The 14,252-nt window shown below is 44.9% G+C and carries 12 protein-coding genes and 1 riboswitch; of the genes, 6 read left to right on the top strand and 6 right to left on the bottom strand.

Features of this window, described 5'->3' with window-relative positions; all coding sequences use genetic code 11:
* Positions 1-37 precede the first annotated feature (37 nt).
* The gene (locus tag AACV12_RS07155) at positions 38-838 is read left to right on the top strand and encodes an alpha/beta fold hydrolase (protein WP_017049877.1); all 801 of its coding nucleotides are present in this window, start codon (positions 38-40) and stop codon (positions 836-838) included.
* Here AACV12_RS07155 and AACV12_RS07150 read toward each other — a convergent pair.
* The 5 genes from AACV12_RS07150 to torD all read right to left on the bottom strand — a co-directional run bounded on the left by AACV12_RS07150 (position 835) and on the right by torD (position 4,863).
* Positions 835-1,152, bottom strand: coding sequence for a putative signal transducing protein (locus AACV12_RS07150; RefSeq protein ID WP_013857075.1), 318 nt, complete (start codon positions 1,150-1,152; stop codon positions 835-837). The genes AACV12_RS07155 and AACV12_RS07150 overlap by 4 nt on opposite strands.
* A gap of 8 nt (positions 1,153-1,160) precedes the next feature.
* Complete coding sequence (locus tag AACV12_RS07145; protein WP_094129361.1) at positions 1,161-1,841, bottom strand: TVP38/TMEM64 family protein; 681 nt, start codon at positions 1,839-1,841, stop codon at positions 1,161-1,163.
* A gap of 148 nt (positions 1,842-1,989) precedes the next feature.
* Entirely contained in the window at positions 1,990-2,577 is a 588-nt protein-coding gene (locus tag AACV12_RS07140; protein ID WP_013857073.1) for a TfoX/Sxy family DNA transformation protein, read from the bottom strand.
* A 114-nt stretch (positions 2,578-2,691) separates the two neighbouring features.
* A riboswitch (cyclic di-GMP riboswitch) is annotated at positions 2,692-2,777 on the bottom strand.
* A gap of 161 nt (positions 2,778-2,938) precedes the next feature.
* On the bottom strand, positions 2,939-3,946 hold the full coding sequence (purR, locus tag AACV12_RS07135) for an HTH-type transcriptional repressor PurR (protein WP_026028025.1): 1,008 nt from the start codon (positions 3,944-3,946) through the stop codon (positions 2,939-2,941).
* A 272-nt stretch (positions 3,947-4,218) separates the two neighbouring features.
* Positions 4,219-4,863 carry a molecular chaperone TorD gene (gene torD, locus AACV12_RS07130; protein WP_017044658.1) on the bottom strand — a complete coding sequence of 215 codons (645 nt, stop codon included), beginning with the start codon at positions 4,861-4,863 and terminating at the stop codon, positions 4,219-4,221.
* Positions 4,864-5,150: 287 nt separating this feature from the next.
* Between torD and torR the strand changes: the two genes are divergently transcribed.
* A complete protein-coding gene (torR, locus tag AACV12_RS07125; RefSeq protein ID WP_013857070.1) occupies positions 5,151-5,864 on the top strand; it encodes a two-component system response regulator TorR in 714 nt (237 codons plus the stop codon).
* Between the two features lie 125 nt (positions 5,865-5,989).
* On the opposite strand, the gene elyC is transcribed toward torR, so the two are convergent.
* Positions 5,990-6,814, bottom strand: a complete 825-nt coding sequence (gene elyC, locus AACV12_RS07120; RefSeq protein ID WP_013857069.1) for an envelope biogenesis factor ElyC — start codon at positions 6,812-6,814, stop codon at positions 5,990-5,992.
* Between the two features lie 88 nt (positions 6,815-6,902).
* Between elyC and cmoM the strand changes: the two genes are divergently transcribed.
* The 4 genes from cmoM to mukB are packed head-to-tail and all read left to right on the top strand — an operon-like array spanning position 6,903 to position 14,200.
* Positions 6,903-7,694 carry a tRNA uridine 5-oxyacetic acid(34) methyltransferase CmoM gene (cmoM, locus tag AACV12_RS07115; protein ID WP_017044660.1) on the top strand — a complete coding sequence of 264 codons (792 nt, stop codon included), beginning with the start codon at positions 6,903-6,905 and terminating at the stop codon, positions 7,692-7,694.
* A gap of 2 nt (positions 7,695-7,696) precedes the next feature.
* Entirely contained in the window at positions 7,697-9,034 is a 1,338-nt protein-coding gene (mukF, locus tag AACV12_RS07110; RefSeq protein ID WP_017047723.1) for a chromosome partition protein MukF, read from the top strand.
* Positions 9,015-9,746 carry a chromosome partition protein MukE gene (gene mukE / locus AACV12_RS07105; protein ID WP_017044662.1) on the top strand — a complete coding sequence of 244 codons (732 nt, stop codon included), beginning with the start codon at positions 9,015-9,017 and terminating at the stop codon, positions 9,744-9,746. Before mukF ends, mukE begins: the two co-directional genes overlap by 20 nt.
* Positions 9,743-14,200: a chromosome partition protein MukB gene (mukB, locus tag AACV12_RS07100; RefSeq protein ID WP_170900099.1), complete on the top strand. Its 4,458-nt coding sequence runs from the start codon at positions 9,743-9,745 to the stop codon at positions 14,198-14,200. The genes mukE and mukB overlap by 4 nt, the downstream gene beginning before the upstream one ends.
* Positions 14,201-14,252: the final 52 nt, after the last annotated feature.

Here is a 14,252-nt window from a genome sequence, read left to right as displayed (position 1 = left end):
TTGCGTTTCTCAAATTGAAGCTGATTAACGGTTTTGTATGTCTCATAGCCTACTTTTCCATAAGACCTACCTGCATCCCACCAGTGATGAATGGGTTGTTTTTGTGCATGGTGCAGGTGGAAGTTCATCCATCTGGTTTAAGCAAATCAAAGCGTACCGTGAGCATTTCAACCTGTTATTAGTTGATTTACGAGGTCATGGCAAGTCAAACCAACTGTTTAAAGAGTTGATGGCAAATCGTTACACGTTTAAATCCGTCACTCTTGATATTCTCAAAGTGCTCGATCATTTGAAAATTCAGTCTGCTCATTTTGTTGGAATGTCACTCGGCACCATTATTGTGCGTAATCTTGCTGAAATGGCGACTGGGCGAGTTTGCTCTATGGTTTTGGGGGGAGCGATAACCCGTTTGAATGTGCGCTCTCAAGTGCTCGTAAAGTTGGGTAATTTGAGTAAACACATCATTCCTTACATGTGGCTTTATCGTCTGTTTGCTTACATTGTGATGCCACAACGCAACCAAAAAGAGTCACGGCATCTTTTTATTCGAGAAGCGAAGAAGCTGTGCCAAAAAGAGTTTAAACGCTGGTTTATGCTGACTTCCGAAGTCAATCCTCTGATGAAATGCTTCAAAGAGAAAGAGCTGCCCATTCCCACTCTTTATCTTATGGGAGAGAGAGACTATATGTTCATTCAACCCGTTAAAGACATGGTGGCAATGCATAGACAAAGTGTGTTATTAGAGATCCCAGATTGCGGCCACGTGTGTAATGTTGAACAATCTGAGATGTTTAACCACCACTCAATTGAGTTCATCCGCCAGCATCAGACTCGTTAGTCTGAATCTAAACAACCGCAGTACCAGCAGGCTGCAAACTGCGGCCCATTTTCCTCGTTGCACTGTCCACAAACCCAGTTAGGTTCTTCGTTTATCTCTTCTATCTGATAGGCCAATAATTGTGCTTGAGCCTCGGCAATTTGAGTTTCATCCAACAGCCATATATAGGGCAAGGTTTCTTCTGAAAAAGGGAGCTCCCCACCTAAGCCGTATAAGTTATCGCCTCTCACTTCACAGCGAATATTGAATTGCTGTAAATACTGACAAACTATATATGCCTCTATCGGGTGGTTTGAAACACAAATTTTCATCATTATTCACTTCAGGCGGAAGTTGGGTTTTTGTTCAATCTGGCCATAATCCACTTGGTGAGAATAGGGAAAAGACCTAATAGAGCAAATGAAAGCAAAACCGAAGGAGATACAATACCGGATAAGCTTTCAATTTCAGCTAGTTGAGTACCAGCATTCAGATAAACGGCAGTGCCGGGCAACATACCGAGTTGGCTAATCAGGTAAAAGCGAGCGGTTGATATGGGTGTTAGGCCCATTAATAAATTAATCAAGAAAAAAGGGAAAACCGGAATTAAGCGCAGTGAGAATAGATAAAATGCCCCATCTTTTGCAACGCCTTGATTAATCGTTTGCAGCTTTTGACCAAATTTTGTTTGAATCCATTCACGCAGTAAGAAACGGCTACTCAAAAAGGCGATAGTTGCGCCTATGGTGCTGGCAAAGGAGACAAGCAGTAAGCTAGTCCAAAAACCAAACAGCGCAGCGCCCAGTAACGTGACGACCGCCGCTCCTGGGATAGAGAAAGCGGTGAGCACAATATAGAGTGAGAAATAGATCAAAGCAGCGCTGATCACGTTTTGGCTAATGTATTCGTTTAATAGCATTTGCTGTGCTTTGGCATTATCTAACGTTAGATAGTGGCCAAAATTTACAATCAAAAAGATAATAAAGGCAAATAAAGCCAAGCCTAAGAGAAGTTTTTTATTCATGGTATTCCTCAAAACGACATATTTTACTAGATATAGTGAAGAAGACAGAGGAAGTCGAATTTATATTTCAAAACGGGATTAAAAAAACGCCCGCATGGTGATGCGAGCGTATTTGATTATTTAATCGAGAGATTTATTTACTCTGAAGTTAAAGGCTTTTAGCTAATTCATCGCGTCGAGATTGTGGGATAACCGACCAATGCTTGCCTTCAATAGCACCTTCAAGGGCCCATAGCAATTCAAGACTGATTGAAGAAGAATGGGTTTGCTGAATCGCTTTATAGGCTTCCAAAGCCCCCTTTGTATGCAAATCCGTTACAGATTCTATCCCTGCTTTCTTAAGCATACGTTCGGTGGCGAGTCGAAGGTTCGGGAGATCTTTTAGGCGTTCTGGCTTTGTTTGGGCTTGAACTTCTCGTTCTTGTTTGGCGATTTCAAGTGCGACAGCAGCATCTCGTAAAATGAGCGAAGGGTTTTCCCAACAATTGTCAGGTAATGCGAAGTATTTTGTGACGACAGGGAAACCACGTTTTTTATAGATATAGGGCTCATAGCCTTGCTCTTTAAAGCGAGAGGTTGATAGATCGTCTGCGCGAATATGAAGTTTATCGTTTACGACCAAAGCAAACATGGTGTCATCGACAAAAATGCCGAAGCCGCCAAACATTGAACGAGACTTAACGCGTCCAAGTTGTTCGAAGAGTCGCATTGAATCTTTAAGTACTGGTTTATCCATGCTGTAAATTCTCGGTGTATGGGAAAAACGCCACCAAAATCAGGTCCGAGAGATTAGCAAACTTATGCAGAAAGAGTGTCAGTAAGGGGTAAACTTAACGTTTGCATATTTGCCATCGGCAACCCCGCTACCTACCGAATAGTCGGTTTAGGCCGGAGGCTTTGCGTCCCATCTTTTCAAATGGTTTGCCCTGTGCGTGACTTCTAATAGTAAGAATATATAAATTTTTGGATGAGCATCACATTTATTTATTATTTGCGTGATGCTCATTCCAAATTTACTATTATTTAATACGGCGTTCTGTCTCGAATATAGGAAAATCCATAAAATTGACATTTGTCGCTTGCTTTAAATAATGACACTATTTCGTTATGTTTTTTACTGTGTTGCGTTCAACAATCTCGGGATGCATCTCAAACACACGACGTTCATGCTCTTTGTCTTTAATGCGTTCCAATAGGATTTCAAAGGCGTTTTTCCCTACTCGTCGTTTTGGCTGGTGAACAGTGGTTAACGGTGGCGAGAAATATTCAGCAAGTTCAATATTGTCATAACCAATAACAGACATGTCATCAGGAATACGGATGCCTTTTTGTTGCAAGCGACTCATTAAACCGAGAGCCATTGTATCGTTAAAGCAAAAAACAGCCGTTGGGCGCTTGTCCATGGCGGCGATCTTGTCGGCGGCGAGCACCGCAGTATCACACTCGAAGTTACCTTCCAAAATCCAATCTTCATGAACGGTTAGGCTTGCTTCGGCAAGAGCACGCTTAAACCCTTGAATACGCTCTTGGCACGCCGCTTTTTCGAAGTGTCCACTTAAGCAAGCAATGTCAGTATGGCCATGATCAATAAGGTATTTGGTCGCGAGATATCCGCCTTCCTCTGAGTTATCAATAATTTTATCGGCTTGAGAACTTTCAGGGCCCCAGTCCATGATAACTTTCGGAATGTCTGAATGACGATCAAGCATCTCAAGCAGTTCTTGGGTGAGGTCCGAGCACATAACCAACATACCATCGACACGTTTTTCCGCTAGCATGCGGATGTAGTCACGTTGCTTCTCGTAAATACCACCGGTATTGCACAAAATAAGTGTGTAGCCTTGGCGGTAGCAGTAACTTTCAACACCATCGATAACCTCAGAAAAAAATAAGTTTGTCGATTGGGTCACTAACATACCAATGGTACGGGTGGTGTTGCATTTTAAGCTGCGAGCGACTGCACTTGGTGCATAGTTAAGCTCTGATACCGCTTCCATCACTCGTTCTTGGGTTGCTTCAGCCACAAAGCGAGTTTTATTGATTACATGCGATACCGTGGTGGTTGATACGCCCGCTAAGCGTGCAACGTCTTTAATCGTAGCCATAAATTCTCTGTCCTGTCGATAACTGCTGAAAGTGATAGTCACGAAGAGCAATTCAGCGGTATTAGGCCTATCGGTGTTATATTGAAGCCTAAAAGTAGTAAAAACACAAAAACCGCCTCTAATCAGCGGTTGCATCTTAAATTCATTTTTTATCGTTTGCGGTCAAGATTCTAGTCCGCAAATGTCCATCAAGCAACGAAAAATCCACCGAATAAATCGGTCAACAGTCACAATTGACCGATTTAGTAATAGGTATTAACTAGGTTATCTCATTAGTTTGATAAATAGTCGCGGTCTAAGTGAAGAAACGCGACCAACAATTCGCTTGCGGCACCGTAAAAACCAAATTGATCAATTTGTTGGCAGCGAAGATGGAATTGTGGGATCCAAGAGAGCAAATGTTGTTCAATAAAATCACACTGCTGCGTAAAGGCTTGTTCAAGGTGTGTCTCTTGTTCAAGCTCATTGGAGCGAATGATCAAGTTACCTAAGAAATCCAGTTCAATCGCAATGTGGTCGGCGGGTTCGTTGAGTGTATCGTTGACTGCAATGTGATGGGCTGCCATCAAATCCGACATTGCTCTGGCTGGTTCGTCATTGAGCAACCCTGATTTTCCAATGTAAATTGAGGCATAGGGTAGCGCGGACTCCTTATTGGATTTTAAAAAAAGATCACAGAAATCGGCTGCGAGCTCAAGCTGTGCGTCTTCTTTGTCTTGCAATCGGTTCAGTGCATCAACTAATTTATCAATGGCAGGTTTAAGTGTCGCGTTTTCTGCTAATCCTGAAAGAAATGTGCGAATAGCGGGCGTATAGTATTGCTCTAATTCATGCTCCGAAAGTTCTTTCACAAATAAGCTCGAAAGCCACCAATAAATCTCGGCACGCTGTTCATTAAAAGCTTTGATGTCTTGCATGGTATTGGCTCTCCAAGGGGGTGGTTTTGCGAAAATCGTTTTTAAAAAGTAATTGATCTAAGTGTAACTAATAAAAATGAATAGCAGTCGCTAAGAAAATGAAAAAATATGAGTGATTTTTTCATTAAGTTAATGGATGTCTGGAAGGTTGTTTTGAATCAATAAACTCTCATCTTTCTTAATTTTAAAAGTGATACGACTAGAATTATGACTATTTATGAATAGAATGGCTTTGTACAGAATCTCGAGCCGAGGTTTGAACATTTCTATAGAGTAAAGTGGTGTAAATGAGCTATCACGTATTAGTAGTTGAAGATGATGCAGTCACTCGCAGCAAGCTAGCTGGATACTTTCAAAGCGAAGGTTATATGGTAACGCAAGCGGAAAGCGGTACTCAGATGAGAGATGCTTTGAAAAACAGCGCGATAGATCTGATTATGCTAGACATTAATTTACCCGGTGAAGATGGTTTAATGTTAACGCGTGAGCTACGCAGCCAATCTGATATTGGCATCATATTAGTGACAGGGCGCACGGATAGCATTGATAAGATTGTTGGTCTTGAAATGGGGGCCGATGATTACGTAACGAAACCTTTTGAATTGCGCGAGTTGCTGGTGAGAGTGAAAAACTTGCTGTGGCGGATCTCGACCGCAAAAAACAAACTGAACGAAGAGAGCGGTGTATCTCACAATGCGAATTTAGTGCGCTTTAGCGAGTGGACCTTCGATATCCAGCGCCGAGCGTTGAGCCGTAATGGTGAGCCCGTAAAACTGACCAAAGCGGAATATGAGCTATTAGTTGCCTTGTCGTCATATCCGAATCAAGTCCTTAGCCGTGAACGTATTTTAAATATGATCAGCCATCGTGTGGATGCACCTAACGATCGAACGATTGATGTACTGATTCGACGCATGAGGGCGAAGATGGAGTTTGATCCCAAGAATCCGCAAATCTTTGTGACTGTGCACGGTGAAGGTTATATGTTCGCTGGTGATTAGCTGAGTGGTCGCGTGTGTAAAATTGGCGTTGGGCCGTGCCTTTTTATTCCCATGATTTTTTGTAGCCGCGATTATCAAGAAAAACGGAGCACATAAGTGGCTCCGTTTTGGGTTGAATACAATTGCTAATTGCTATTGATGTCTAACTCTGTATCGCCATGCCCGGAGGCCCAATCACGTAAGTCTTGCCACAGCAGCCCTAACGTTTCATACCAGTAACGCTCGGTTTGTTCTAAATAACGTGCTCGAGGAGCGTATTTTTCCCAAGGTTGCTCAATATTCGTTTGCGCTAAGAAATTGGTTGGCGCAGGTATTGGGTCAATACCTGCAGAATTAAACTCTTTTAACGCTCTTTCCATATGACTGGCTGACGTTACCAAAACCAGCCTACGCTGTTGAACAAAGGCGGCGGCTTGTCGTGCTTCTTCCCAAGTATCTTTAGCTGTTTCTAGCAAAATAATATCGGATTTATTCACTCCAAGCGCGAGTGCCACCACGGCTAGCATGCGCGCATGGCTAAATTCCGACCCGCCAGAGTAGCCTGATAAAATCAACTTTGATCCGGGGTACATACGCATGACACGTATGCCTTCGTTTAAGCGTACCAACGCAGTGCGGCTGAGTTCCGAGGTCGGCGGGATTTGGTCATCCACTACGTGGCCGCTACCTAAAACCATCACATAATCGATGGTGCCATCAACGGGGAGAAAAGCTGAGTATTGTCTTTCCAAAGGCATTAACATGCGCGTTGCAAAGGGTTGGAAAGAGATAAGAAATATCCCCACTAAAGAGAAGAGGACAAACATACAGCCAGTCTTACGTCTGACGGTGAACATTATGAGCATTAATCCGACAAAACCGAGGATTAGCATTGCCGGAAGAGGCATTAATAATGAGGAAATAACTTTTTTCAGCTCAAACATATACAAAATAGTCCGAAAAAACACCACTTGATAATAAAAAGGAACAAAGCCCCTTTATTCCTGCCATTCCTATGACAGAATAGCAGCACGATTCGCTATCATAACTCAAGCCACTGTGACTGAAGACCGGAATTTCGACGATATTGCCCACAAATTTGCAAAAAACATATACGGCTCTGACAAAGGTGAAATTCGTCAAGTCATTGTTTGGCAAGATCTTGAGCAACTGCTCGCTTTGTTGAGCAACCACCCAAAACCTTTGCAAGTGCTTGATGCTGGCGGCGGTTTGGCACAAATGTCACAAAAAATAGCCAAGCTTGGACACCAAATCACGCTGTGTGATTTATCCTCGGAAATGCTCCAGCTAGCCGAACAAGAGATCCGCAAAAATGGTCTGCTTGAGCAGTATCGGTTGGTACATTCCCCCGTGCAATCCATCCAATCGCACCTTAGTGCGCCAGTGGATGTGTTGTTGTTTCACGCGGTGATGGAATGGTTAGCCGAGCCAAAACCCGCATTGCAGAATTTGTTAGAGCAAGTTAGGCCAGGTGGTATGGCATCAATCATGTTCTATAACCATCATGGCTTGGTGTACAAAAACGTTGTCTGTGGCAACATTCCCCATGTATTGGAGGGCATGCCGCATCGCAAGCGGTTTAAGCTCCAGCCTCAGCAAGGGCTAAAACCTGAAGAAGTGTATCAATGGATCGAAGAATCAGGATTTGAGATTTGTGGAAAATCGGGCATCCGATCATTCAGTGACTATATTGGGAATGTGAAAAATATGGGTGACTACCAATATGAAGATGTACTGGCACTCGAACAACAATTATGTAGACAAGAGCCGTACCTCTCGCTAGGTCGATACATTCATGTATGGGCGAAAAAGAAAATAGAGCAGGAATAACAATGAGTGAGATGACTCAGAACGCTGCACAGCAACCTATTGATGAATTGGTTAGTTGGGTAAAGCAGCATGATTTCTCATTGAACCTGACGACAGAACGACTGGCGTTCCTTATTGCCATTGCAGTATTGAGTAACGAAAGGTTTGATGAAGAATTAGGTGAAGGTGAGTTACACGATGCGTTTGCCATCGTAACTCGCTTATTTGAAGAAACCGGTGAAGCCTCCGCGTTTCGTGCTAATAATGCGATCAATGAGTTGGTAAAACAGCGCTTAATGAGCCGCTTCACCAGCGAGATGACTGATGGCGTTAGCATTTACCGTTTGTCACCGTTGGCTATTGGTATTACGGACTATTACGTCCGCCATAGAGAGTTTTCCAAGCTGAAGCTCTCAATTCAGCTTTCTATGGTCGCCGATGAAATGGCCAAGGCGATTGAAGCCGCGAATAAAGGTGGTACTCCCGGGCATTGGAAAAAGAACGTTTACGGCGTATTAAAATACTCGGTAGGAGAAATTTTTGATCGTATCGATTTGAACCAACGTGTGATGGACGAGCAGCAGCAATCGGTCAAACTGCAAATCGCAGAGTTGCTGAATAAAGATTGGCGTGAAGCGATCAACAACTGTGAATCGTTACTGTCTGAAACCTCTTCAACGCTGCGTGAACTGCAAGACACTTTACAAGCGGCGGGGGATGAGCTGCAAACGCAAATTTTGGATATCCAAGAATTGGTTTATGGCGAAGCTGAACTCGAATTCATTGAAGAAATCCTGTTTGGATTACAGATGAAACTTGATCGCATCACCAGCTGGGGACAACAAGCGATCGATCTCTGGATTGGCTACGATCGCCATGTCCATAAATTCATTCGTACCGCCATTGATATGGACCAAAACCGAGCGTTTAGCCAGCGTTTACGTCAATCACTGAGCGACTATTTTGACGCGCCTTGGTATCTCACTTATGCCGATGCTGAGCGTTTAACCGACCTTCGTGATGAAGCTCTCGTGTTAAGAGATGATGAGGTGATGGGGCAAGTGCCTCCAGAAGTGGAGTACGAAGAGTTCCAGCAAGTCAATGATGAGCTCTCCTTGCGTATCGGCAGCATGCTCAAAGGTCATAAAGATCAAGGGATGCCAATTGATTTAGGACGAGTACTGAGAGACTACCTCGCCACTCATCCCCATACACATCATTTTGATTTAGCCCGAATTATTGTTGATCAAGCGGTGAGGCTTGGCTACTCAGAGCAAGATTACCAAGCCATCCAACCTGACTGGCAAGCGATCAACGATTTTGGTGCAAAGGTACAAGCAAATGTCATCGACAGATATTAATGAATACATGCCAGAAAATCTGGCTAAAGCGATTTCAAATCCTTTATTTCCTGCGCTAGATAGCCAGCTTCGAGCTGGGCGTCATGTTTCTAGTGATGATTTGGATAATCACACCTTTTTATTGGATTTTGAGCCCGATTTAGCGCTGTTTTACCAACGCTATAACACCGAATTAGTCAAAGCGCCGGAAGGCTTTTTTTACCTGCGTCCTCGCTCTACTGCTTTAATCAATCGTAGCGTGCTGTCTGAGTTGGATATGCTGGTCGGCAAAGTGCTCTGTTTTCTTTATTTGAGTCCTGAACGCCTTGCGCACGAAGGCATCTTTACTAATCAAGAATTGTACGAAGAGCTACTGTCTCTGGCCGATGAAAAAAAACTGATGAAGCTCGTCACCAACCGAGCCAGCGGTTCAGACTTAGACAAAGAAAAGCTGTTTGAAAAAGTGCGTACCTCATTGCGTCGTTTACGTCGTTTGGGGATGATCATCCATTTAGGTGATACCAATAAATTCCGCATTAGCGAAGCCGTATTTCGTTTTGGTGCCGATGTGCGTATTGGTGACGACATGCGTGAAGCACAACTGCGTTTGATCCGCGATGGTGAAGCGGTTGTCCACGCCCAAGAGCCGAATCAAGGCAGCTTGCTGGATAACGAAGACGAGATTGAAGAACAAAATGTTAACGAGCAAACAGAATGGGAAGGTGAAGCATGATTGAGAGAGGTAAATATCAATCGCTAACCATGATCAATTGGAACGGCTTTTTTGCTCGTACTTTTGATATTGATGGATTAGTTACCACCTTGTCAGGCGGTAACGGTGCGGGCAAATCGACCACCATGGCGGCATTTATCACCACCTTGATCCCAGATCAAAGTTTGCTCCATTTTAGAAACACCACCGAAGCGGGCAGCTCACAAGCGTCTCGCGATAAAGGCTTATACGGTAAACTGCAAGCGGGCGCATGTTACGCCGCGTTGGATGTAGTGAATTCACGCAAACAGCGTTTACTGTTTGGCGTTAAGCTACAACAGGTGGCGGGGCGCGATAAAAAAGTGGATATCAAACCGTTTGTGATTCAAGGCTTGCCAAGCCATGTTAAACCAACCGATGTGCTGATTGAAAACGTCTCAGACAACCACGCGCGCGTGCGTCAACTCAATGAAGTGAAAGAGATTGTCGCGAAAATTGAAGGGGCGCATTTTAAAGCGTTTAGCTCCATTGTCGATTATCACGCGCAGATGTTTGAATTTGGCGTGGTGCCGAAAAAACTGCGTAACAGTAGTGACCGTTCAAAATTCTATCGCTTGATTGAGGCTTCTTTATACGGCGGTATTTCCAGTGCCATTACTCGCTCGTTGCGTGATTATCTGTTGCCACAAAATGGTGGTGTGAAGAAAGCATTCCAAGATATGGAATCGGCGTTGCGTGAAAACCGCATGACGTTAGAAGCGATCAAAACCACGCAAGCGGATCGCGATCTCTTCAAGCACCTGATTACCGAATCGACAAATTACGTGGCCGCTGATTACATGCGCCACGCCAACGATCGCCACAATAAGCTAGAGCAAACGCTCGCGTTGCGTAATGAGTTGTTCGGCTCTCGCCATACATTGATTGAGCAAAATCGATTACTCAATCAAGTTCAAGAAGAGCTTGAACTGCTGTTAGAGCAAGAATCTACCTTAGAGCAAGATCACCAAGCCGCTTCTGATCACTTGCAACTGGTGCAAAACGCACTGCGTCAGCAAGAGAAAATTGAGCGCTATCAAGAGGATTTACAAGAGCTCACTATTCGCCTTGAAGAGCAGATGATGGTGGTGGAAGAGGCGCAAGAGCGCGTCATGATGGCTGAAGAGCAAGCGATTATTTCTGAAGATGAGGTCGATAGCTTAAAGAGTCAATTGGCCGATTACCAACAAGCATTAGATGTTCAACAAACGCGAGCCTTGCAATATCAACAAGCCGTACAGGCGCTCGATAAAGCCAAACAGTTGCTAAATGATGATCAGTTAACACCAGAGCGTGCCCAAGCGCAGGTTTCTGATCTCAAGCATCAGCAAGACGCTAACACTACCACCTTATTAGCGTTAAAGCATAAATTGGACATGTCTTCGGCCGCAGTCGAACAGTTTGAGCAGGCACTGCAACTGGTGCGTAGTGTAGTGGGTGAGGTGCCTCGTCACGATGCCGCTCAGCATGCAAAAGCCATCATGCAGCAAGCGCGTAACGCCCAGCAAATTAGCCAAAATGAAGCACAGTGGTATGCGCAGCAGCGAGATCTGGAACGTCGCTTAAATCAGCAGCAAGTGGCGCGTCAGTCCGTGGCTGAATACCAAAAACAACACCATATTGACTTGCACGATGAGCTAACACTAGAGCAAGAGCGCGAGCGCCACGCCGCTCTGATTGAATCGCTGGAATATGAACAAGAAGCGCTGCGTGAACAGCGCAGTGAGCAGCGCCGTACCGAGCAAGATAAACAGGCTGAAATTCAACGACTGGAATCGATCGCTCCGACTTGGATTGCTGCCAACGATGCATTGCATACTTTACGCGAACAAAGTGGTGCAACATTAGAAAATAGCCAAGCTGTGATGGCGCAGATGCAGCAAGTGCTTGAGCAAGAAAAAGCACAATCAATCGCTAAAGATAAGCTGGCAGAACGTCGCGCGCAGCTTGAAAATGAAATCGAGCGCTTGGCGTCTCCTGGTGGTTCAAATGATCCTCGCTTGAAAGGATTAGCGGATAGCTTAGGCGGCGTTTTACTGTCTGAAATTTACGATGACATCACGATTGACGATGCACCTTATTTCAGTGCCATGTACGGCCCAGCTCGCCATGCGATTGTAGTTTCGGATTTATCTGGCATCAAAGAGAAGCTGGTCGAGCTTGATGATTGCCCAGAAGATCTGTACATCATTGAAGGGGATGTCGATGCCTTTGATGATAGCTCGTTCAATGCTGACGAATTGGAAGGAGCGGTATGTGTTCAGCTCAATAACCGCCAAATGCGTTATTCTCGTTTACCTGAGATCCCACTCTTTGGCCGAGCTGCGCGCGAACAACGTTTAGAGTTACTGCGTAACGAGCGCGAAGAAGTGGTGGAAGAGCACGCGAAAGCGGCGTTTGATTCACAAAAACTGCAACGTCTATACCACAGCTTTAACCAATTTGTTGCTTCACACATCCAAGTCGCTTTTGAAGCGGATCCAGAACAAGCGTTGCAAGCGGCACGTGAGCAACGCAATCAACTGGTCCGTGTATTGGCTGAATTGGACGCAAAAGAGCAGCAGCAGCGCAACCAGTTACAGCTAAGCAAACAAGCGTTAACGATGCTCGATAAGCTGGCTCCTAACATGTTGCTCATTGAAGATGAGGCATTGCAAGCACGTTTCGATGAAGCCGAGCTGAACATTAATCAACTGGCGGAAGCGAAAGCGTTTTTAAGCTCGCACGGTAAAGCCATCGCGGAGTTAGAACAGCTTGCTTCAGCGCTTGAGGTTGACCCGCAGCAATTTGATGCACTCACTGCACAATATCAGCAAGCGGATCAAGCTCTTCAGACATTGAAAGTGCAGATCTTTGCACTCTCCGACGTGATTGAACGCCGCCACTATTTTAGCTATTCCGATTCGGTTGCTCTGCTCAGTAAAAGCAGCGAGCTAAGTGAGCAGCTCAAAAATAAATTGGTCGAGGCAGAAAGCGCCCGTACCCGTACTCGTGATGAGCTCAAACAGGCTCAAAGCCAAATGAACCAATATAACCAAGTGTTAGCGGCCTTAAAAAGCTCGCATCAAGCTAAGTTGGAAACGGTTCAAGAGTTCAAGCAGGAGCTACAAGAGTTTGGTGTGCATGCCGATGACGGTGCGCAAGAGCGTGCTGAACGTCGTCGTGATGAATTGCAACAGCGTTTGCATGCCTCACGTACCCGTAAGAGCGAGTACGAACGTACACTGACCGCAACTGATCTTGAAATGAAAGCGTTAGTTAAACGGTTGAAAAAGGTGCAGAAAGATTATCAAGATCTGCGCACATTTGTGGTGAATGCAAAAGCAGGGTGGTGCTCTGTATTACGTTTGGCGCGTGATCACGATGTTGAGCGCCGCTTGCATAAACGTGAGCTGGCGTATCTATCGGCCGATGAACTGCGTTCCATGTCGGATAAATCGTTGGGCGCGCTGCGTTTAGCAGTCGCAAGCAATGACGACCTACGCGATGCGCTGCGTTTGTCGGAAGATAACGCACATCCAGAACGCAAAGTTTTGTTCTACATCGCCGTGTATCAACATCTGCGTGAGCGTATTCGCCAGGACATCATTCGCACTGATGATCCTGTTGAAGCGATTGAAGAGATGGAAGTAGAGCTTGCGCGTCTAACTGAAGAGTTGACTCAACGTGAAAACCGTTTAGCGATCAGCTCTGAATCGGTGGCCAGCATCATCAAAAAAACCATTCAACGTGAGCAAAATCGTATTCGGATGCTCAACCAAGGTTTGTCTAACATTAACTTTGGTCAGGTGAAAGGCGTCCGCCTTAACGTGAAAGTACGCGAGAGCCATGAAATCCTACTCGCTGGATTATCTGAAAAACAGAGTCAGCATAAAGATCTGTTTGAGAGTACTCGTTATACCTTCTCTGAAGCGATGGCGAAATTGTTCCAGCGTGTTAACCCGCATATCGATATGGGGCAACGTTCACCGCAAGTATTGGGTGAAGAGCTATTGGATTACCGTAACTACTTAGAGTTGAGTGTTGAAGTAAATCGCGGATCCGATGGCTGGTTGCAAGCGGAATCGGGCGCGTTATCGACTGGTGAAGCGATTGGTACTGGGCAGTCTATTTTATTAATGGTGATTCAAAGTTGGGAAGAGGAATCTCGTCGTCTACGCAGTAAAGACATCGTTCCATGCCGTTTACTGTTTTTAGATGAAGCGGCGCGTTTGGATGCCAAATCCATTTCAACCTTGTTTGAACTGTGCGAGCGTCTGGATATGCAACTTTTAATTGCTGCGCCAGAGAACATTAGCCCTGAGAAAGGCACGACTTATAAATTAGTGCGCAAAGTGTTTAAAGATCACGAACACGTTCATGTGGTCGGTCTACGGGGTTTTGGTCAAACTGAAAAACCAAAATCAGAAGCACAGCAGATGGCCGAAATGCTGTAAGCATCGCCTCCATCGCTAATAAAAAAGCCCAATACTCCTGATAGAGATTGGG

The organism is Vibrio sp. 2-2(8) (assembly GCF_963888495.1).
Lineage (GTDB): Bacteria > Pseudomonadota > Gammaproteobacteria > Enterobacterales > Vibrionaceae > Vibrio > Vibrio anguillarum.
The sequence above is the reverse complement of the archived record's forward strand: the minus strand, read 5'-3'. Positions and strand labels throughout refer to the sequence as shown.